Origin of the sequence: Zobellella maritima (assembly GCF_003075035.1) — a bacterium.
In the GTDB taxonomy this organism is placed as follows: Bacteria; Pseudomonadota; Gammaproteobacteria; order Enterobacterales; family Aeromonadaceae; genus Oceanimonas; species Oceanimonas maritima.
Genome location: NZ_QCZE01000005.1, coordinates 125582 through 145711, shown reverse-complemented (window position 1 = coordinate 145711; position 20130 = coordinate 125582). Strand labels below are relative to the sequence as shown.

18 protein-coding genes and 1 rRNA gene are annotated in these 20130 nt (G+C 58.7%); 8 read left to right on the top strand and 11 right to left on the bottom strand.

Features of this window, described 5'->3' with window-relative positions; translation table 11 throughout:
* From DCS96_RS16690 to DCS96_RS16675, 4 genes are all read right to left on the bottom strand, one after another.
* A 16S ribosomal RNA gene (locus DCS96_RS16690) occupies positions 1–66 on the bottom strand; the annotation flags it as partial.
* Positions 67–440: 374 nt separating this feature from the next.
* Positions 441–968 (bottom strand): menaquinone-dependent protoporphyrinogen IX dehydrogenase, encoded by a 528-nt coding sequence (hemG, locus tag DCS96_RS16685; RefSeq protein WP_116475541.1) that lies wholly within the window; start codon positions 966–968, stop codon positions 441–443.
* 9 nt (positions 969–977) lie between these two features.
* Positions 978–2435: a TrkH family potassium uptake protein gene (locus DCS96_RS16680; protein WP_116475540.1), complete on the bottom strand. Its 1458-nt coding sequence runs from the start codon at positions 2433–2435 to the stop codon at positions 978–980.
* Between the two features lie 30 nt (positions 2436–2465).
* Complete coding sequence (locus tag DCS96_RS16675) at positions 2466–3092, bottom strand: YigZ family protein (protein WP_116475539.1); 627 nt, start codon at positions 3090–3092, stop codon at positions 2466–2468.
* A gap of 241 nt (positions 3093–3333) precedes the next feature.
* On the opposite strand from DCS96_RS16675, the gene fadB reads away from it, so the two are divergent.
* The 4 genes from fadB (at position 3334) to DCS96_RS16655 (ending at position 8231) form a co-directional block, all read left to right on the top strand.
* Complete coding sequence (gene fadB, locus DCS96_RS16670; RefSeq protein ID WP_116475538.1) at positions 3334–5478, top strand: fatty acid oxidation complex subunit alpha FadB; 2145 nt, start codon at positions 3334–3336, stop codon at positions 5476–5478.
* A 33-nt stretch (positions 5479–5511) separates the two neighbouring features.
* Positions 5512–6675: an acetyl-CoA C-acyltransferase FadA gene (gene fadA / locus DCS96_RS16665; RefSeq protein ID WP_116475548.1), complete on the top strand. Its 1164-nt coding sequence runs from the start codon at positions 5512–5514 to the stop codon at positions 6673–6675.
* Positions 6676–6953: 278 nt separating this feature from the next.
* Positions 6954–7199 (top strand): sulfurtransferase TusA, encoded by a 246-nt coding sequence (gene tusA, locus DCS96_RS16660; RefSeq protein WP_116475537.1) that lies wholly within the window; start codon positions 6954–6956, stop codon positions 7197–7199.
* A gap of 108 nt (positions 7200–7307) precedes the next feature.
* Complete coding sequence (locus DCS96_RS16655; RefSeq protein ID WP_116475536.1) at positions 7308–8231, top strand: AEC family transporter; 924 nt, start codon at positions 7308–7310, stop codon at positions 8229–8231.
* Between the two features lie 59 nt (positions 8232–8290).
* Here DCS96_RS16655 and DCS96_RS16650 read toward each other — a convergent pair whose 3' ends face one another.
* Both DCS96_RS16650 and DCS96_RS16645 read right to left on the bottom strand, forming a co-directional pair.
* A complete protein-coding gene (locus DCS96_RS16650; protein WP_116475535.1) occupies positions 8291–8941 on the bottom strand; it encodes an OmpA family lipoprotein in 651 nt (216 codons plus the stop codon).
* An 84-nt stretch (positions 8942–9025) separates the two neighbouring features.
* Positions 9026–9595 (bottom strand): DNA-3-methyladenine glycosylase I, encoded by a 570-nt coding sequence (locus DCS96_RS16645; protein WP_116475534.1) that lies wholly within the window; start codon positions 9593–9595, stop codon positions 9026–9028.
* Between the two features lie 144 nt (positions 9596–9739).
* Here DCS96_RS16645 and glyQ point away from each other — a divergent pair, with 144 nt between their 5' ends.
* From glyQ to DCS96_RS16625, 4 genes are all read left to right on the top strand, one after another.
* The gene (gene glyQ, locus DCS96_RS16640) at positions 9740–10651 is read left to right on the top strand and encodes a glycine--tRNA ligase subunit alpha (protein ID WP_116475547.1); all 912 of its coding nucleotides are present in this window, start codon (positions 9740–9742) and stop codon (positions 10649–10651) included.
* Between the two features lie 9 nt (positions 10652–10660).
* Positions 10661–12730, top strand: a complete 2070-nt coding sequence (gene glyS, locus DCS96_RS16635) for a glycine--tRNA ligase subunit beta (protein ID WP_116475533.1) — start codon at positions 10661–10663, stop codon at positions 12728–12730.
* A 174-nt stretch (positions 12731–12904) separates the two neighbouring features.
* On the top strand, positions 12905–13246 hold the full coding sequence (locus tag DCS96_RS16630; RefSeq protein WP_116475532.1) for an antibiotic biosynthesis monooxygenase family protein: 342 nt from the start codon (positions 12905–12907) through the stop codon (positions 13244–13246).
* A gap of 120 nt (positions 13247–13366) precedes the next feature.
* Positions 13367–14617 (top strand): valine--pyruvate transaminase, encoded by a 1251-nt coding sequence (locus DCS96_RS16625; RefSeq protein ID WP_116475531.1) that lies wholly within the window; start codon positions 13367–13369, stop codon positions 14615–14617.
* 54 nt (positions 14618–14671) lie between these two features.
* Here DCS96_RS16625 and DCS96_RS16620 read toward each other — a convergent pair whose 3' ends face one another.
* From DCS96_RS16620 to DCS96_RS16600, 5 genes are all read right to left on the bottom strand, one after another.
* On the bottom strand, positions 14672–15133 hold the full coding sequence (locus tag DCS96_RS16620; protein WP_116475530.1) for an Hsp20 family protein: 462 nt from the start codon (positions 15131–15133) through the stop codon (positions 14672–14674).
* Between the two features lie 78 nt (positions 15134–15211).
* Complete coding sequence (locus DCS96_RS16615; RefSeq protein WP_116475546.1) at positions 15212–15643, bottom strand: Hsp20 family protein; 432 nt, start codon at positions 15641–15643, stop codon at positions 15212–15214.
* A gap of 150 nt (positions 15644–15793) precedes the next feature.
* A complete protein-coding gene (ilvD, locus tag DCS96_RS16610) occupies positions 15794–17482 on the bottom strand; it encodes a dihydroxy-acid dehydratase (RefSeq protein WP_116475529.1) in 1689 nt (562 codons plus the stop codon).
* A gap of 97 nt (positions 17483–17579) precedes the next feature.
* Positions 17580–18482 carry a transcriptional regulator GcvA gene (gene gcvA / locus DCS96_RS16605; protein WP_116475528.1) on the bottom strand — a complete coding sequence of 301 codons (903 nt, stop codon included), beginning with the start codon at positions 18480–18482 and terminating at the stop codon, positions 17580–17582.
* Between the two features lie 150 nt (positions 18483–18632).
* Positions 18633–20129, bottom strand: a complete 1497-nt coding sequence (locus DCS96_RS16600) for a CoA-acylating methylmalonate-semialdehyde dehydrogenase (protein ID WP_116475527.1) — start codon at positions 20127–20129, stop codon at positions 18633–18635.
* Position 20130 lies beyond the last annotated feature (1 nt).

The following is a 20130-nucleotide window of genomic DNA, read 5'->3' as shown; positions in this document are numbered from 1 at the left end:
CTCGACTTGCATGTGTTAGGCCTGCCGCCAGCGTTCAATCTGAGCCATGATCAAACTCTTCAATTAAAGATTTGATACTCAATGAATTGCTGAAGTGTTTGTGCACTTCGACAGTCATTGAAAAACAATATTTTTTTGTTTCCCAACCCTGCGAGTGCCCACACAGTTTGCTTGATAAGTTGTTAAAGAGCGTTGACCGCTTTCGCTGGTCAGGGCTGCGTATTCTACGCAACCCTTGGTGTTCGTCAAGCGCTGAATCAAACTTAATGTCGTTCGTTTTCAACCCTTGTGACCGTGAGCGCCTTGCCCCGTGTCAGTGGATGCGCATTATAGGGACCGGCGGATTTTGCGCAAGGGCTTTTTTGATATTTTTATTAAAAAAAGCTGCCTTGAGCAAAAAAACAACCGAAAGCTTCTTTTTTATACTTTTACTGCCATTCCTAAGCCTTGCTGCCGATAAATTTCCGGGCAAAGTCTTTTACGTTATCCCAGTCGGTGAACTCAAGATCTCGGCTGGTATCTGTGCTGCCACCGGTCAATTTCATGATCAGCTGGATAATGCGGGTCTGCCACCAGTTGTACTCACTGTATTTAAGCGCGCCAGCAAAGACCCCGATAGACTTTGGCCGCCAGGGAGATTTGGCAAGGAACTTCTTCACATAAGCATTGTTCCTGGGATCAGCCTTTTCAGGCTTCCTGGCCGTCAGGCAAACACAGAAGAAGCCGGCATCAGCAACTTCCAGCTGTTCACTGTGTGCGTGGATAAAACTGTATACGCTATGATGGAAGTGCCCGTAACGAATCGAAGCACCAAGCAGTACCTTGTCGTACTTGCTTAAGTTTTTACGCGGCAGGGTATGCAGGTCCACCATGTCGACCTCGTATCCGGCAAATTCTTCAGCCATGGCCGCTATAACTTTTTTAGTCTGGCCATCGCGGGATGAATAAAGTACCAACAGTTTTCCCATAGACTCCTCTTAGCTGCGCCAGAAGGCCGGCGTAAACAGCACCAACAAGGTAAAAATTTCAAGACGACCAAAGAGCATGGCCAATATCATTATCCATTTGGCGGCATCTGTTGTGGAACCGAAATTAGCGGCAACCTCACCCAGACCCGGCCCCAGATTATTGAGTGTAGCAACCACGGCGGTAAAGGCCGTCAGCTCTTCCATGCCGGTTGCCAGCAAGGCAACCATGCACACCACAAAGACCAGGGCATAGGCGGCAAAAAAGCCCCATACGGCTTCAACTACTCTATCAGCCAGCGCCTTATTGCCAAGCTTTATTCGATAGACGGCCCTGGGGTGCACAAGCCGCTTCAGTTCCCGCATTCCCTGCAGGTTCAGCAGCATGATCCGGACCACCTTGATACCCCCGCCGGTGCTGCCTGCACAGCCTCCGATACAGGAAGCAAGCATCAGCAGTACGGGTAAAAACAACGGCCACTCGGCAAACCCCGTGGTGCTGAAACCCGCCGTGGTAGAAATGGACACGGCCTGAAACAGGGCCTGATCCAGTGCCTGCAGGGGATCCTGATATACCCGGTAGGCCAGCAGCACCCCCATGCATATCAGCGCCAACACCAGCTGCACCCCGATAAACACCTTTACCTCGGGATCCAGTCGATAGACGGACAGTCGCAGCCCCCGGTTGGCGAAAGCGGCGAAATGCAGGCTGAAATTCACCCCCGCTATCATCAGAAACACCACGATAATCAGGTTGATCAGCGGACTGCTGAAATGCCCTATGCTGGCGTCGTAGGTGGAAAAGCCGCCGATGGCGATGGTGGAGAAAGCGTGGCAAATGGCATCAAACAGATTCATGCCCGCCAGCCACAGCAGGATGGCGCAGACGATAGTCAGCACCAGATAGATATACCAGAGGGTTTTTGCGGTTTCGGCAATTCTGGGCGCGACCTTGTTATCCTTGACCGGTCCCGGGATCTCAGCCCGATATAGCTGCATGCCCCCTATGCCCAGGATAGGCAGTATGGCGACGGCCAGTACTATGATCCCCATGCCGCCCAGCCACTGCAGCATCTGTCGATAGAAGAGGATCGCCTTGGGCAGGGTGTCCAGCCCGCTGATCACGGTCGCCCCCGTGGTGGTCAGCCCGGAAAACGACTCAAAAAACGCTTCCGCCACCGTCAGCGCGGGCTCGGCACTGAGCATAAGTGGGATCGCGCCCACACTGCCCAGCACCGTCCAGAACAGCACCACGATTAGGAAGCCTTCTTTGGCCCTCAACTCCTTGCTGTGAGAGCGATTGGGGAACCAGAGGCCCACCCCAAGGATAAGACAAATGACAAATGCACTGAAGAATTCCAGGCCGCCACCGTCACGGTAGATGTAAGCTACCAGAGCCGGGGCCAGCATGGTCACACTGAACAGCGCGACCAGAATGCCGACGATGCGAATTATTGAACGTATATGCATGAGCTTCCTAGCGTGCGCCTACTGCCTGCTTTAAAGGGTTGAATCTAATATCCTGGCTTGCACCCGGCCCTGGGTACGATCACTGAGCTGACGGCAGAAAGTCGAGATTTCCCGTGCATCGACCAGCACCTCGCCCGACACCTGGAAGCCATAATCCAGCCGCAGCCACTCCCCCGCATACTGGGTCAGCAGGTTTTCCAGCACGGTGATGTCGCCATACTCAGCAACCAGGGAGGCCCGGCTCATAATACGGCGCTCCCGGGTCTCCAGCAGCCTGAGCGCCGCCGCTACGGTACCGCCATAGGCCCGGACCAGGCCACCGGTACCCAGTTTGATACCACCGAAGTAACGACTGACTACCGCTGTGACCTCGCCCAGTCCAGATCCTTGCAGTTGCGCCAGCATCGGCTTTCCCGCCGTACCCGAGGGCTCGCCATCATCGCTGAAACCCAATACCTGGGTGTCAGTCGGCGCCCCGGCGACAAAGGCCCAGCAGCGATGGCCCGCATTCTGATCGGTTCGTCGCACACTTTCAATAAATGCCCTGGCATCCGCTGGCGTCGGTGTATGCGCAATATGGGCGATAAAGCGGCTTTTCTTTATTTCCTGTTCCCATACCAGAGCAGCAGCAGGGACAGGATAGGGTGACGACGCCATAAAACCTCACCTGTAAACGTCCGACAGACCCAAGATCCGCAATCGGCATTATCCTGATACAAAGGCTACGCATCATAGCATAGTCGGCAAAAAGACAGCGGAGCCAAGCGTGTTAACAGCCACAGAAAAATTTCAAACAATTGTTTTAAATTCCGTTGAAAATTGCTTTTTTTCTGTTCATAGTGACCTCAGTCCTGTCCGGGTAAAGTCGGAGCAGTCCAAGGGAAAAGGAGACATTAGGATGATCTACCAAGGCGAAGTCCTCTCTGTACAGCTATTGCAAGAAGGTATTGCTGAACTCCGTTTTGAAGCCAAAGGCTCGGTAAACAAGCTTGACCAGGCCACCCTGTCGTCACTTGAGCAGGCCATCACCGCCCTGGAGCAGACCCAGGATATCAGGGGGCTGATGCTGACCAGCCAGAAAGACAGCTTTATTGTCGGTGCCGATATCACCGAGTTTCTGGATATGTTCGCACTGCCCGCCGCAGAGTTGGGTCACTGGCTGGCCAAAGCCAACCGTTTGTTCAATCGCATCGAGGACCTGCCCTTTCCGACAATCAGCGTGATCAGGGGATACGCACTCGGCGGTGGTTGTGAGTGCATACTATCCACCGACTATCGCATCGGTGATAGCAGCGCCCGTATCGGCCTGCCCGAAACCAAGCTCGGCATCATGCCCGGCTTCGGTGGCACGGTACGGCTGCCGCGACTGATCGGTGCCGACAACGCCATGGAATGGATAACCACCGGCCAGGACAACAAGGCCGATGCCTGCCTGGCGGTAGGCATGCTCGATGCCGTGGTGGACACCGAACGGTTGACAGCGGCTGCCATACAGCTGTTGCAAGACGCCGCCCTCGGCAGGCAGGACTGGCAGGCAAGGCGAGCACGCAAGTGCTCGCCCCTGAGCCTGGACAAGCTGGAAGCCATGATGAGCTTCACCACCGCCAAGGGCATGGTCGCCGCCAAGGCCGGTCCCCATTACCCGGCACCGCTCACCGCAGTCAAGACCATAGAATCGGCCTCGCCCCTGGGCCGTGAGCAGGCCCTGCGTATCGAGCAGGACAACTTCGTCAAACTGGCCCATACACCGGTGGCCCGCGCCCTGGTCGGTATCTTCCTGAACGATCAATATATCAAGGGCAAGGCCAAGCAGGCCGTCAAGTCGGCCCGGGCCACCCGCAAGGCGGCAGTGCTCGGTGCCGGCATCATGGGCGGCGGCATCGCCTATCAATCGGCGGCCAAGGGCATTCCGGTGGTGATGAAGGACATCAATGACCAGGCCCTGACGCTCGGCATGGACGAAGCCGGCAAGCTGCTCAACAAGCAACTGGAACGAGGCAAGATCGACGGCTACAAGCTGGCCAGGGTGCTGTCCGACATTACTCCCACTCTCAGCTACGACGGCTTGCAGGGTGTGGACCTGGTGGTCGAAGCTGTGGTCGAAAACCCCAAGATCAAGGCCCAGGTGTTGGCCGAGGTGGAAGCCAGGGTCGCCGACGACACCGTCCTCACCTCCAATACCTCCACCATTCCCATCTCGCTACTGGCCAAGGGCCTGCAACGCCCGGACAAGTTCTGTGGCATGCACTTCTTCAATCCGGTACACCGCATGCCGCTGGTGGAAATCATCCGTGGTGAGCAGACCAGCGAGGACACCCTCGACCGAGTGGTGGCCTATGCCGCCTCGATGGGCAAGACCCCCGTGGTGGTCAACGACTGCCCTGGATTCTTCGTCAACCGGGTGCTGTTCCCCTACTTCTTCGGCTTCAGCCAGCTGATCGCCGACGGCGCCGACTTCGCGCAGGTCGACCAGGTAATGGAACGGGTATTCGGCTGGCCCATGGGGCCCGCCTATCTGCTGGACGTGGTCGGCATCGATACCGGTCATCATGCTGCTTCCGTGATGGCAGAGGGTTTCCCGGCACGGATGAGTAAAACCGGCAAGGATGCCATCGACGCCATGTATGAGCGACAGCGTTTCGGCCAGAAAAATGGCAAGGGCTTCTACGCCTACAGCCAGGACAAGAAAGGCAAACCCGGGAAGAAAGCAGACCCGGCCAGCTATGAGCTGCTGAAAGAGGTGGTCAAAGCGCGGCTCAGCCTGGAGCAGGACGACATCATCGCACGCATGATGATCCCCATGATCAACGAAGTGGTGCTGTGCCTGGAGGAAGGGATCATCGGATCCCCGGCCGAAGCGGATCTGGCGCTGGTCTATGGCCTGGGGTTCCCGCCGTTCCGCGGCGGACCATTACGCTACCTGGATACCCTGGGACTGGATACCTATGTGGCCATGGCCGACAAATATGCCCACCTGGGGCCCCTCTACCAGGTCAGCTCCGGCCTGCGCCGGATGGCCGACGACGGCAAGACCTTTTACTGATCCACGGCAGGAGATGACAGCATGAAAGACGTACTGACAGACGCGGTGATTGTCGATTGTATTCGCACCCCCATGGGGCGCTCCAAGGGCGGCGCCTTCCGCCATGTCCGCGCCGAGGACCTGTCCGCCCACCTGATGAAAGGCCTGCTGCTGCGTAATCCGGCGCTGGCCGCCACCGAGGTTGAAGATGTGTACTGGGGCTGTGTGCAACAAACCCTGGAACAGGGCTTCAACGTGGCGCGCAACGCCGCCTTGCTCGCCGGCCTGCCCAAGCAGGTCGGCGCCGTTACCGTCAACCGGCTGTGCGGCTCTTCCATGCAGGCCCTGCACGATGCCACCCGAGCCATCATGGTCGGCGACGGTGACGTGTTCATTATCGGCGGGGTCGAGCATATGGGCCATGTACCCATGAGCCACGGGGTCGACTTTCACCCGGGGCTGGCACTGAATGTCGCCAAAGCCGCCGGCATGATGGGGCTGACCGCCGAAATGCTGGGGCGAATGCATCACATCAGCCGGGAGCAACAGGACGCCTTTGCGGTACGCTCCCACCAACGTGCCCACCTGGCCACCCGGGAAGGCCGTTTCGCCCGCGAGATCCTGCCCATCAACGGCCATGGTGCCGACGGCAGTTTGCAGCTGATTGAAACCGACGAAGTGATCCGTCCGGAGACCAGCCTGGAATCCCTGGCCCAGCTGCGCCCGGTATTTGATCCGGTGAACGGCACCGTCACCGCCGGCACGTCTTCGGCGCTGTCCGATGGCGCCGCCGCCATGCTGGTGATGTCCGCCGACAAGGCCGCCGCCCTGGGACTCAGCCCCAGGGCCCGCATCAAGTCGATGGCGGTTGCCGGTTGCGACCCCTCGATCATGGGCTATGGCCCCGTGCCCGCGGTGCACAAGGCACTGAAGCGGGCCGGGCTCGGTATCCAGGATATAGATCTGTTCGAACTAAACGAAGCCTTCGCTGCCCAGTCACTACCGGTGCTCAAGGAGCTGGGACTGCTGGATGTGATGGACGACAAGGTAAACCTGAACGGCGGCGCCATCGCCCTCGGCCACCCGCTGGGCTGCTCCGGCGCCCGTATCGCCACCACCCTGCTCCACCTGATGGAAGACAGGGATGTCCACCTGGGCGTGGCCACCATGTGCATCGGTATGGGTCAGGGGATTGCCACCGTGTTTGAACGACTTTAACGGATTCGCATACCCTGGCCGGCAAAGCGGGGCTATCTGCCCTAATGCTGTTCAGTTAAGGGGAGCCCTCATCTACCAAGCCGACCGTTGGCGTCATGGATGACGCCGCCGAGCCCCCAGGGATGGGATTTCGGCGAGTCGGCGTGTGGAGGAGGACTCCCCTTTTCATCTTAATTGAGCGGCATTGGGGCTATCTGCCCTGCTTTTTTACGGCTCCGGGTTGACCATAAATTCAACAGCGCTAAGATAGTCGGGTTTATTTCAAGGTAGTGAATGTAATGACGATCTCTCTTTCCGACGCCCATCATATCCTGGACGCCACCGGACTGCGCTGCCCCGAGCCGGTGATGATGGTGCGCAAACAGGTACGCGCCATGGTATCGGGCGAAACCCTGCTGATCACCGCGGACGACCCCTCCACCACCCGGGATATCCCCAGCTTCTGCCAATTCATGGACCATACCCTGCTGTCCAGCCAGGTAGAGCAATTGCCCTATCAGTTCCTGATCCGGAAAGGTGCCTGAGCACCTTTCTTACTTGCCATAACCGATCCGCTCAAGGGCGTATGTGCTCCCCGACACAAGGCTGCTAAGCTGGCATTCCCCTCTCCCTGAATACCAGAAGGATTGTCCATGCTCGCCGTCAGCCATGCCCTTGGCCCCCTGTTTCTGCTGATCCTGACCGGAGTGCTGCTCAGACGACTGCGGTTTCCCGGAGAGCACTTCTGGGGGGAGGCCGAGCGCTTTATCTATTTCCTGTTGTTTCCCGCCATGCTGATCAGCACCCTGGCCACCGCCGATTTCAGCCAGGTGGCCTTTGCCGGCATGGTCGGCCTGCTGGCCGTCCTGCTTACCCTGCTTGCCCTTGGCCTGTGGCTGAGCCGTCATCGCCTGGGAATGAACATGCCCGCCTTTACCTCTGTATTCCAGGGGGCATTGCGATTCAATACCTATGTGGGAGTAGCCGGGGCCGCCGCCCTCTACGGTGATGCCGGCCTGACCGCCGCCGCCGTGGCCATCGCCATCATGGTGCCGCTGGTTAACATATTATGCGTGCTTACCTTTGTGGCCAGCGGCAGCTACGGCCAGGCGGGCATATGGGGGGCCTTCAAGGCGCTGGCCAGAAACCCCCTGCTGCTGGCCTGTCTGACAGGCATAACCCTCAATATCACCGGCATTGGCCTGCCCGGCTGGAGCCAGGACACCCTGGCGCTGGCCGGGCAGGCAGCCTTGCCGCTGGGGCTGATTGCGGTGGGGGTCGCCCTGCAACTCACCGCCCTGAAAGGGACGGGCCCCGCCTTCTGGCAGTCCTGCGCCATCAAGTTCGGCCTTTTTCCATTGCTGGCACTGGGGATCGGCTGGGCGATAAACCTGGCCCCTGTGGAGTTGGGTGTTGTGGTGTTGTTTGCCGCACTGCCCACCGCCACCTCGGCGTATATCCTGGCCCGGCAGATGGGGGGCAACGCACCCCTGATGGCGGCCATCATTACCGGCCAGACCCTGCTGGCCATGGTGTTGCTGCCGGTATGGATGTCACTGCTGGCCTGGTTTGTCTAAACCATGGAAAGCAAAACGCCCCTCATGAGGGGCGTTTGAAACTCAAAAAGCCGAAACCATCAGGACATGGGGCTCAGGGTGATCTCTACCCGACGGTTTTGGGCACGGCCCGACTCGGTATCGTTGCTGGCGATCGGCTGATTAAAGCCCACACCGCGGATATTGAAACGGTTGGCGGCGGCACCCTGGCTGATCAGGAACTGGCCAACAGCCGCGGCACGACGCTCGGACAATGCCTGGTTATGGCTGGCAGAACCTGTGCTGTCGGTGTGGCCGACTACATTGACCCAGGTCTTGTCGTACTCTTTCAGCACCATGGCCACCCCGCTCAGGGTGTTGAAGAAGTTGGGGGACAGATCGGCGCTGTCCACCGCAAAGGTGATCGAGCTTGGCATATTCAGGATAACACTGTCGCCGTTACGGGTGACGCTAACGCCGGTACCCTGCATCTGGTCACGCAGCTTGGCTTCCTGCACATCCATATAGTAGCCGGCTCCACCGCCCAGGGCGGCACCGCTGGCGGCACCGATCAGGATGCCTTTCTTGCGATCGCTGGAACTGGCAGACGCGCCGCCGATCACGGCCCCCGCAAGTGCTCCGATGCCACTGCCGATGGCGGCTTTGGAGGTCTGTCGCTCACCGGTATAGGGGTTGGTGGTACAGGCAGTCAACGTCAGAGCGGCTATCACACCCAGGCAGACTTTTTTCATAGTGTTATCCATTTATAAAACAGAAGTAGAGAACAATATAACCGTACAGTATAAATTCGACAAACCTTGGCCTGACAATAAGTGTCAGCAGCTGACGTTGTCGGGATGACAGGGACAGGTAAGCAGATGGTCGTTAACCATGCCCACCGCCTGCATAAAGGCATAACAGATAGTGCCGCCCACGAAGGAGAAACCCTGCTTCTTCAGGGCCCGGGCCATGGCCTCGGATGCCGGGGTGGTGGCCGGCACCTGGTCGAGGCTCTGCCAACGGTTAAGCACCGGCTCACCGCCGACAAAGTCCCACAGCCAGCGGCTGAAGTCGATGCCTTGCTGCTCCATCGCCAGATAGGCCCTGGCATTCCTGATCACAGACTGGATCTTGAGCCGATTGCGGACAATGCCCGGATTTTGCAACAGCCGCACTACATCCTGTTCTCCGAAACGGGCAATCTGTTCCGGATCAAAACCGGCGAAGGCCGCCCGGTAGGCGGGGATCTTGCACAAGATAATGTACCAACTGAGTCCGGCCTGTTGGCCGTCGAGGCACAGCTTTTCAAACAGTGCCCGGCTGTCATATTCGGGCACCCCCCATTCTTCGTCGTGATAGCGGATATATTCCGCGTCCCCGTTCACCCAGCCACAACGCGCCAGCATAATCTCTCCTCGAATTCGGCATTTGCTCGCAACGGGGCAACCTGGCCACCGCTCGAATTCAGCCTATATTCACATCGGGTCAGAAGGTATACTCTTTGGTTTAGTTTCACACCGCTAATGCACCTATATCAAGGCGCGAACATGATGCAAAAATTTGACGTTAATACTTTTCAGGGCCTGATCCTGACCCTGCAGGATTACTGGGCCCGGCAAGGCTGTACCATAGTACAGCCGCTGGATATGGAAGTGGGGGCCGGTACCTCCCACCCCATGACCTGTCTGCGCGCCATCGGTCCCGAGCCGATCGCCACCGCCTATGTACAGCCTTCTCGCCGGCCTACCGACGGCCGCTATGGTGAAAACCCCAACCGGTTGCAACACTATTATCAGTTTCAGGTGATGATCAAGCCTTCGCCGGACAACCTGCAGGAGCTGTACCTGGGTTCGCTCCAGGAGCTGGGCCTGGATCCGCTGGTACATGATATCCGCTTCGTGGAAGACAACTGGGAAAATCCCACCCTCGGTGCCTGGGGTCTGGGCTGGGAAGTCTGGCTGAATGGCATGGAAGTAACCCAGTTCACCTACTTCCAGCAGGTCGGCGGCCTGGAATGCAAGCCGGTCACCGGCGAAATCACCTACGGCCTGGAACGCCTGGCCATGTATATCCAGGGTGTGGACTCGGTCTACGATCTGGTGTGGTGCGACGGGCCCCTGGGCAAGACCAGCTACGGCGATATCTTCCATCAGAATGAAGTGGAGCAGTCCACCTATAACTTCGAGCATGCGGATGTGGACTTCCTGTTCGGCTTCTTCGAACAGTGCGAGAAAGAATGCCGGCACCTGCTGGAACTGGAAACACCGCTGCCCCTGCCCGCCTATGAGCGCATCCTCAAGGCGGGCCATGCCTTTAACCTGCTCGATGCCCGCAAGGCCATTTCGGTGACCGAGCGTCAGCGCTATATCCTGCGCATCCGTACCCTCACCAAGGGGGTTGCCGAAGCCTATTATGCCTCCCGCGAGGCCCTGGGTTTCCCCATGTGTAAGAAAGAAGGATAAGGGACAAGCATGGCTGAACAGAATTTCCTGGTCGAGATAGGCACCGAAGAATTGCCGCCCAAGGCGCTACGCAGCCTGGGCGAGGCCTTTGCCGACAACCTGAAGAACGAACTGAACGCCGCCGAACTGTCTTATGACGCCGTGCACTGGTATGCGGCACCGCGCCGACTGGCAGTCAAGGTGGATGGTCTGGCCACCGCCCAGGCCGACAAAAAGGTAGAGAAGCGAGGTCCGGCGCTGCAGGCCGCCTTCGATGCCGACGGCAACCCGACCAAGGCCGCCATGGGCTGGGCCCGTGGCAACGGTATCGAGGTCAGCCAGGCCGAACGGCTGAAAACCGACAAGGGCGAATGGCTGCTGCATATCGCCGAGGTCAAGGGCAAACCGACCGCCGAGCTGCTGCCGGGGCTGGTTGATCAGGCCCTGAGCCGACTGCCTATCCCCAAGGCCATGCGCTGGGGTGATTACGCCACCCAGTTCATCCGCCCGGTACATACCGTCACCCTGCTGCTGGGTGACCAGCTGCTGTCCGGTCATATCCTGGGCATCGATTCGGCCCGCACCGTACGCGGCCACCGCTTTATGGGAGAAGCCGAATTCCAACTTGCTCATGCCGACGACTACCTGACGCAGCTTGAGCAGCAAGGCAAGGTGCTGGCCGATTTCGAACAGCGCAAGGCAATCATCAAGGACGGCGTAGAACAGGCGGCTCAAGCCGTGGGCGGCAGTGCCGATATCGAAGAGGAACTGCTGGAAGAGGTCACCGCACTGGTGGAATGGCCCGTGGTGCTGACCGCTTCCTTCGAGGAAGCCTTCCTCAAGGTGCCGGCCGAAGCCCTGGTGTACACCATGAAAGGCGACCAGAAATACTTCCCGGTCTATGACGCCGAAGGTCAGCTGCTGCCGAAATTTATCTTCGTCACCAACATAGAATCGAAAGACCCGTCACAGATCATCAGCGGTAACGAGAAGGTGGTCCGCCCCCGCCTGGCCGATGCGGAGTTCTTCTTTAACAATGACCGCAAGGCCCCGCTTATCGACCGCCTGGATCAGCTCGAGCATGTGCTGTTCCAGCAGCAGCTGGGCACGGTCAAGGAAAAATCCGTGCGCATCAGCGCCCTGTCCGGCTTTGTTGCCGCCACCATGGGAGCCGATCCAACCCTGGCCGAGCGTGCCGGCCTGCTGTCCAAGTGCGACCTGATGACCAATATGGTGTTCGAATTCACCGACACCCAGGGCGTGATGGGCATGCACTACGCACGCCACGACGGCGAGCCGGAAGCTGTGGCCCTGGCCCTGAAAGAGCAGTATCAGCCCCGCTTTGCCGGCGATGCACTGCCCAGCCAGGATATTTCCGCCGCCGTGGCCCTGGCCGACAAACTGGATACCCTGGTAGGTATCTTCGGCATCGGCCAGGCGCCCAAAGGCGACAAGGATCCTTTCGCCCTGCGCCGCGCCGCCCTCGGCACCCTGCGCATCCTGGTGGAAAAAGGCTACCAGCTCGATCTGCTACCGCTTATCGAGCAGGCCAGGCTGCTGTATGGCGACAAGCTGAGCAATGTCCAGGTAGCGGAAGAAGTGCTGGACTTTATGCTGGGCCGCTTCCGCGCCTGGTATCAGGATCTCGGCTACCAGATCGATGTTATCCAGGCGGTACTTGCTCGCCGCCCCACCCGTCCGGCAGACTTTGATGCCCGGGTCAAGGCGGTCAGCCAGTTCCGTACCCTGGATGCCTCCTCGGCCCTGGCTGCCGCCAACAAACGGGTCGGTAACATACTGGCCAAGTTCGAAGGTAACATCCCCGCCGACATCAACCCGGCCCTGCTGCAGGATGAGGCCGAAAAAGCCCTGGCCGAACAGCTGACGGAGCTTACCGACAAACTGGCTCCACTGTTTGAGCAGGGTGACTACAGCAACGCCCTGACCGAGTTGGCCAGCCTGCGTGAAGTGGTGGATACCTTCTTCGATCAGGTGATGGTGATGGCCGACGACGAAGCCATCCGACTCAATCGTCTGGCGCTGCTCAACCAGCTGCGTAACCTGTTCCTGCGGGTGGCGGATATCTCACTGCTTCAGTAATCATCCCCTTTGCCCGATACCAGGCCCCGCTTTTTAGCGGGGCTTTTTTATGCATTTGGCCTTAGCCAGACGTTAACCAATATGTTACAAATTAACTATGGGTCTGCGGCTCCATATTCATCTCGATACAGATTCAGACCCGAGCAACAGCAATCGTGAAGTAAGGGGATAACAATGATAAAAGTAATAATTGAGCGCCATATCGCCGAAGGACTCGAAGATGCCTATCAGGAAACCATTCGTAACCTGATGATGACCATCACCGACCGGCCCGGCTTCCTGAAGGGCGATGCCTATCGGGATGTTCACCACCCCAACCATTTCTACGTGATATCCAACTGGGAAAATATCGGCTGTTGGGAAAGGTGGTGCAATTCGCCGGAGCGCCAGCATCTGCTCCACGAACTGGCCCCTTTCCTGGAAAATGACGAGAAGTACACAGTGCTGGCGCTCAAGGTCAGCTACGAAGCCGAGCCGACCAAATACGCCAGACCGACCCAGACCTACTCTTACTGATTACATCGGATTTTCACTCATTGTTTCATGTGAAACATGCCACCGCTCCCGGTCGACAGGCCGGGAAATATCAGATACCGTGAAGCTTTCTGCAACACACTCTGCTTTGGTAGTTCTCCTATGGAATTTTCAGTATTCGGTCAGAAGTTTACCCGTCATTCCGGTATCACCCAGCTGATGGATGATCTTAACCAGGGTCTTTCCACCCCCAATACCATCATGCTGGGGGGCGGCAACCCGGCGGCCATTCCCGAAGTACTGGCCTATATGGATCGCCAAGCCGGAGAACTGCTGAAGACGGGGGCACTGATCAAGGCCATGGCCAACTACGATGGCCCCCAGGGCAAGGACAGCTTTAACCGTGCCCTGGCCAACCTGTTGTCCAGAGAACTGGGCTGGCCAATCGGTCCCGAGAACATCGCCCTGACCAACGGCAGCCAGAATGCCTTCTTCTATTTATTCAACCTGCTGGCGGGCGAATTCACCGGCGGGCGCAAGAAAAAGGTACTGTTCCCGCTGGCACCGGAATATATCGGCTATGGTGACGCGGCCCTGGACGAAGGCCACTTTATTGCCTGCAAACCAGCCATCAGCCGGCTGGACAATGGGTTGTTCAAGTATCATGTGGATTTTGAGCGACTGGAGGTCGGCGATGATATCGGCCTGATCTGCGTGTCCCGCCCCACCAACCCCACCGGCAATGTACTGACCGATGAAGAAATCGAGCACCTGGACCAGATAGCCCGTGAAAAGGGTATCCCGCTGCTGATCGACAATGCCTACGGCACCCCCTTCCCCAATATCATCTTTACCGATGCCAAGCCGTTCTGGAATGACAACACCATATTGTGCATGAGCCTGTCCAAGCTGGGGCTGCCCGGCGCCCGCTGCGGCATCGTCATCGCCGAGCCCAGGATCATCAAGGCGATTACCAACCTGAGCGGCATCATCAACCTGGCGCCCGGCAGCCTGGGGCCGGCACTGACCCTGCCGATGATTGAAAGCGGCGACATCATCCGACTGAGCGATCAGGTCATTCGCCCCTTCTATGAACAGAAGGCGCAGCAGGCGGTGACCTGGCTGCAGCAGGCCATTCCCCTGCCCCAGTTTCATATTCACAAGCCCGAAGGCGCCCTCTTCCTCTGGCTCTGGTTTGAGGACCTGCCGATCCACAGCCAGGAGTTGTATGAACGCCTGAAGCAGAAAGGCCTGCTGGTCGTACCCGGGCACTATTTCTTCCCGGGCATAGAAGACGAGGACTGGCCCCACAGCAAGGAATGCATCCGCCTGAACTATGCCCAGTCGGAGGCCGATGTACAGGCTGGTATCGCCATCCTGGCCGAAGAGATCATGAATATTTATCAGCAGTAAGCCGGTCACGAGCGGGATGCGGTAAAAGAGAAGGCGCCTGATCGGCGCCTTTTATCAATGATTATCCGACTTTTCTGTCGGCCTGTGCTCCAGCACCGGAGCCTGACCGATCTCAATGCGTCTGGGTTTGAGTGCCTCGGGTATTTCCCGCTTCAGGTCTATGGTCAACAGGCCGTTGTTCAGCCCGGCGCCTTCCACCTGTACATGGTCGGCCAGACGGAATTTCAGCTCGAAGTCCTGCTCGCTGATCCCCTGGTAAAGGAAGCGACTGTTATCGCCGGCCTTGGCCTTCTTGCCCTTGACCAGCAACAGGTTCTGCTCGACCGACAGGCTCAGCTCTGCCTCCTCGAAGCCGGCCACGGCCAGGGTTATCCGATAGCTGTCCTGGCCTTTCTTCTCGATATTATAGGGTGGATAACTGTCGGCCTTGTTTTGGAACAGGTTCTCAACATCGTTGAACATGCGATCAAAACCGATAGCACTGCGATACAGGGGAGTAAAATCAAAGGTGCGCATCTTCCTATCCTCCATTCAGCAATAGGGTTAACTGCAGGCCAAGCCGCCCGGCTTGCACCTGCATCTAATGGACTCTGATTACTGGCTGTTACCGATGGCAATGGTCCTGGGTTTGGCGGCTTCCGGCACTTCACGCACCAGATCGATATGCAGCAACCCATTGACCAGATCAGCCCCCGTTACCTTGATATGGTCGGCCAGCTGGAAACGGCGTTCGAAGCCGCGCTCGGCAATGCCCTGATAGAGAAAGTTCTTCTGAGGCTGCTCGGCCTGTTCTTTGCTGCCCTTGACGATCAGGGTGTTTTCATGGCTGGTAATATCCAGTTCTTCCCGGGCAAAGCCGGCCACCGCCATGGAAATACGGTACTGGTTCTCGCTCAGCAGCTCTATGTTGTAAGGCGGGTAACCATTGCTGGTGCTGCCGCTGTTGGCGGCGTTTTCCATCAGGGATGCCAGACGATCAAAACCGATGGCGGAGCGGTACAGGGGGGAAAAATCGAAACGTGACATAATCATATCCTCCAATGAGCGATAATGGATGTGCCCTCCAGTGGGACGGGCGGTGCGGGCCCTCAACCGAGCGACCCGCTTGTTCTAATCAAGATATAGGGATACCGAAATCGGCTTTCAAGGGCAGAAATGCAGATTTTTTACCCTACCTCAATTCCCGTCATCGAGGGCATCGGTCACGGCGCCCTCGGAAGCCGAACTGACGGTATGGGCATATTTGGCCAACACCCCCCGCCGGTAGCGCGGCGGCGGCGCCTGCCAGCGTGCCAGCCTAGCGGCTATCTCGGCGTCGGAGAGCTGCAGCTCGAGTCGATTATGCTCGGCGTCTATGGTGATGATATCGCCGTTCTCTATGATGGCAATCGGCCCCCCCTGCTGGGCCTCGGGGGTGATATGGCCGACCACGAAGCCATGACTGCCGCCTGAGAAGCGGCCGTCGGTGATCAGGGCAACCGCCTTGCCCAATCCCTTACCCATAATGGCGGAAGTCGGACTGAGCATTTCCCGCATGCCGGGCCCGCCTTTCGGGCCTTCGTAACGGATCACCAGCACCTCGCCCGCCTGTACTGTGCCGTCCAGGATCCGCTCCAGGGTTTCTTCCTCGGAGCCGAATACCCGGGCCGGGCCGCTGAAGGTCAGCCCCTCCTTGCCGGTGATCTTGGCAACCGAGCCTTGGGGCGCCAGGTTACCGTAGAGGATACGCAGGTGGCTGTCAGCCTTGATGGGGTTGTCCAGCGGCCGGATGATCTGCTGACCATCCGGGTAGGGTGCCACCGAGCCCAGGTTTTCAGCCAAGGTCTTGCCGGTTACCGTCAGGCAGTCGCCGTTCAGCAGGCCGGCGTCGAGCAGGCTCTTCATCAGCGGCAGTATGCCGCCGATAGCCACCAGTTCAGACATCATGTAATGCCCGCTGGGCCGCAGATCGGCCAGCACCGGCACCCGTTTGCCGATGCGCACGAAGTCATCAAGGCTCAGCTCGACCCCGACGGCGTGGGCCATCGCCAGCAGGTGCAGTACCGCATTGGTCGAGCCGCCCAGGGCTATGACCAGGGTGATGGCATTCTCGAATGCCGCCCTGGTCATGATATCCGAGGGCTTGATATCCCGCGCCAGCAGCTGCAGCACGGCGGCGCCGGCGCTGTGACAATCCTGCAGCTTGCTGTCGGAGACTGCATCCTGGGCCGAGCTGCCCGGCAGGCTCATGCCCATGGCCTCGATGGCCGAGGCCATGGTATTGGCGGTATACATGCCTCCGCAGGCACCCGGACCGGGAATGGCGGTTTCTTCGATCTGCTTCACCTCGATCAGCGACTTGTCCCCCTTGGCATGGGCGCCCACCGCCTCGAACACCGAGATGATATCGGTATGATTGGCACCCGGCGCTATGGTGCCGCCATAGACGAATACCGCCGGTCGGTTGAGCCGCGCCAGGCCGATCAGGCAGCCGGGCATGTTCTTGTCGCAGCCGCCGATGGCCACCAGGCCGTCAAACCCCTCGCAACCGGCCACGGTTTCGATGGAGTCGGCGATCACTTCCCGGGACACCAGCGAGTATTTCATGCCGATGGTGCCGTTGGCGATGCCGTCGGAAATGGTAATGGTATTGAAGATGATGCTCTTGCCGCCGGCGACATCGGCGCCACGGGCCGCCTCTTCGGCCAGGCCATTGATATGCATGTTACAGGGGGTAAGATTGCTCCAGGTAGAGGCGATGCCCACCTGAGGCTTGTTGAAATCGTCATCCTCGAAGCCGACCGCGCGCAGCATGGCCCGGGCCGGCGCCTTGGTGGGCCCGTCCACCACCTGGCTGGAATATCGACGGGATTGATCCTTGGCCATGGGAGTTATCCTGGCTGTCTGTGAACCGTATAGCTAGTGTAGCTGGTCAGGCAGGATACATGGCGGCAGCATTATTAATGCCGGTAGCTAGTCACCCCTAGCGTATCCCCTCCCGGCCACCGATGGCTTCTCCCACCAGCCAGGTGCGGAAAATTTCCGCATGGGGATGCAAGTACTGATGGGCGGGATAGACCAGATGAAAGGCTTCGGAAGTCGCAACCCGCTGGGAAAAGGGAGCGACAAGCCGGCCGCTGGCAATCATGTCCTCGACCAGCGAAGTCCTGCCCAATGCAAACCCCTGGCCTTGTGCCGCCATTTCCAGCGCAGAGATCAGGGTATCGAATTGCAGTCCCTGGGAGGTATCAAGATGACTGTAACCGGTGCTGTTCAACCAATATCCCCAGCCTTCTTCATAGCCAATAACATGAAGCAAGGTATGCCGTGCCAGCGCCTCAAGGGATTCTAATGGATAAGCCTTGTCGACCAGGGCCGGGCTGCACACGGGAAACAGTTCGTCCCAGGTCAACCGATCGGATTTCAACCCCGGCCAGGTACCCTTGCCGTAGCGGATCTCCATATCCGCTTCCTTGTCGCTCTCGCCGACCCAGATATTGCTGGTGAAGCGCAGGCCGATATCCGGATGCATTTCTCGGAACCGTCCGAGCCGGGGAGCCAGCCAGGAAGTAAAGAAAACCAGGTTGACTCTGAGGGTTAGCAGCCGGGAGCGCCCCTGACCGAAAATTTCATCGGTGGCCACCGATAGCCGCTGAATAGCCTCATGGATCGCGGGCAGGTAGGCCAGCCCGGCATCGGTCAGTTCCAGTCCGCGGGGCAGTCGCTTGAACAGGGAGGCGCCTAACTGGGATTCCAGTCCCTTGACCTGCTGGCTGACCGCGGCCTGGGTCAGGTTCAGCTCGGTGGCCGCCTGGGTAAAACTCAGGTAACGTGCCGCGGCTTCGAACGAGCGTAGCCAATTCAGGGGGGGAAGCCTTTTCTTCATAATATCCTTCTATGAATACTGCCTGTTACGGATAGCAGGCCGCCAACACGTCCACGGCCCTCAACTTCCACCAAAGTAAAGAGCCGCACCTCCCCGGGAGTTGCGGCTCAGGACACTCAGTATATAAATAGAAATTTTCTCTGCTGTGACTTATTTCATGGTTGGCATCGAAAACTCGGCACCTTCGCGGAGCCCGGCCGATGGCCAGCGCTGGGTCACCGTCTTGCGCTTGGTATAGAAACGGACCGCGTCCGGGCCATAGGCATGCAGATCTCCGAACAGGGAGCGCTTCCAGCCGCCGAAGCTGTGGTAGGCAACAGGTACCGGAAGCGGAATATTGATGCCGACCATCCCCACCTGGATGTTGTCGGAGAAATAGCGCGCCGCCTCGCCATCGCGGGTAAAGATACAGGTACCGTTGCCATATTCATGGGCGTCAATCAAATCCATGGCCTGCTGCATGCTGTTGACCCGCATTACCTGCAACACGGGCCCGAAAATCTCCTCCTGGTAGCTGATCATCTCGGGGGTGACATTGTCGAGCAGGGTCCCGCCCACAAAAAAGCCCTGCTCATGGCCGGCAACCCGAGGCTGGCGGCCATCCACGACGACGGTGGCGCCCTGCTGTTCGGCACTGTTGATATAAGCCACTACCTTTTCCTGGTGCTGCCGGGTGATCACCGGGCCGAAGTCGTTGCTGCTGTCGGTGTAGGGGCCGACCTTCAGCGTTTGCATCGCCGCTTGCATCTTGGCGACCAAAGCATCACCGGCGGCATCGCCGACCGCAACCGCAACCGACAACGCCATGCAACGCTCACCGGAAGAACCGAAGGCGGCACCGAGCAGCTGGTTGACCGCATTGTCCATATCCGCATCGGGCATGACGATGGCGTGGTTCTTGGCGCCCCCCAAGGCCTGGCAGCGCTTGCCGTTGGCGGTGGCGGTACTGTAGATGTACTCGGCAATCGGGGTGGATCCGACAAAGCTGACCGCCTTGACCCGCTCGTCATGCAACAGGGTATCGACCGCTTCCTTGTCACCGTTGACCACGTTCATCACCCCGTCGGGCAGACCCGCCTCCTGCAACAGCTGGGCGATATACAGTGTGGACGAAGGATCCCGCTCGGAAGGCTTGAGCACAAAGCAGTTGCCGCAGACGATGGCCATGGGAAACATCCACAGCGGCACCATCACCGGAAAGTTGAACGGGGTGATCCCAGCCACGACTCCCAGGGGCTGGAATTCGCTCCAGGAGTCAATATTGGGGCCGACATTCTTGCTGTGCTCGCCCTTGAGCAGCTCGGGGGCGCCACAGGCGTATTCGACATTTTCGATGCCCCGCTGCAGCTCGCCCATGGCGTCGTGGGAGATCTTGCCGTGCTCCTCGCCGATCAGCTGGCAGATCCGGTCGGCATGCTGTTCCAGCAACTCCTTGAAGCGGAACATGACGCGAGCCCGCTTGAGCGGGGGCGTGTTGCGCCAGGCCGGGTAGGCGGCCTGGGCGGCGGCAATCGCCTGCTCAACGGTCTGCGTCGATGCCAGATCCAGCTGCTTGCCGGCTTCACCGGTGGCGGGGTTGAACACATGCTGGCTTCGGGTGCCTTCGGTAACCAGCTGGCCGTTGATCAGATGTCCTATGGTGGTCATA

Coding starts and splice junctions, on each gene's coding strand:
- tusA (WP_116475537.1), top strand. CDS start 6,954: ATGACGATCTCTCTTTCCGACGCCCATCATATCCTGGACGCCACCGGA.
- DCS96_RS16600 (WP_116475527.1), bottom strand. CDS start 20,129: ATGACCACCATAGGACATCTGATCAACGGCCAGCTGGTTACCGAAGGC.
- DCS96_RS16620 (WP_116475530.1), bottom strand. CDS start 15,133: ATGCGCACCTTTGATTTTACTCCCCTGTATCGCAGTGCTATCGGTTTT.
- gcvA (WP_116475528.1), bottom strand. CDS start 18,482: ATGAAGAAAAGGCTTCCCCCCCTGAATTGGCTACGCTCGTTCGAAGCC.
- DCS96_RS16675 (WP_116475539.1), bottom strand. CDS start 3,092: ATGGCGTCGTCACCCTATCCTGTCCCTGCTGCTGCTCTGGTATGGGAA.
- DCS96_RS16680 (WP_116475540.1), bottom strand. CDS start 2,435: ATGCATATACGTTCAATAATTCGCATCGTCGGCATTCTGGTCGCGCTG.
- DCS96_RS16650 (WP_116475535.1), bottom strand. CDS start 8,941: ATGAAAAAAGTCTGCCTGGGTGTGATAGCCGCTCTGACGTTGACTGCC.
- fadB (WP_116475538.1), top strand. CDS start 3,334: ATGATCTACCAAGGCGAAGTCCTCTCTGTACAGCTATTGCAAGAAGGT.
- DCS96_RS16655 (WP_116475536.1), top strand. CDS start 7,308: ATGCTCGCCGTCAGCCATGCCCTTGGCCCCCTGTTTCTGCTGATCCTG.
- DCS96_RS16645 (WP_116475534.1), bottom strand. CDS start 9,595: ATGCTGGCGCGTTGTGGCTGGGTGAACGGGGACGCGGAATATATCCGC.
- hemG (WP_116475541.1), bottom strand. CDS start 968: ATGGGAAAACTGTTGGTACTTTATTCATCCCGCGATGGCCAGACTAAA.
- glyQ (WP_116475547.1), top strand. CDS start 9,740: ATGCAAAAATTTGACGTTAATACTTTTCAGGGCCTGATCCTGACCCTG.
- DCS96_RS16615 (WP_116475546.1), bottom strand. CDS start 15,643: ATGTCACGTTTCGATTTTTCCCCCCTGTACCGCTCCGCCATCGGTTTT.
- DCS96_RS16625 (WP_116475531.1), top strand. CDS start 13,367: ATGGAATTTTCAGTATTCGGTCAGAAGTTTACCCGTCATTCCGGTATC.
- ilvD (WP_116475529.1), bottom strand. CDS start 17,482: ATGGCCAAGGATCAATCCCGTCGATATTCCAGCCAGGTGGTGGACGGG.
- glyS (WP_116475533.1), top strand. CDS start 10,661: ATGGCTGAACAGAATTTCCTGGTCGAGATAGGCACCGAAGAATTGCCG.
- DCS96_RS16630 (WP_116475532.1), top strand. CDS start 12,905: ATGATAAAAGTAATAATTGAGCGCCATATCGCCGAAGGACTCGAAGAT.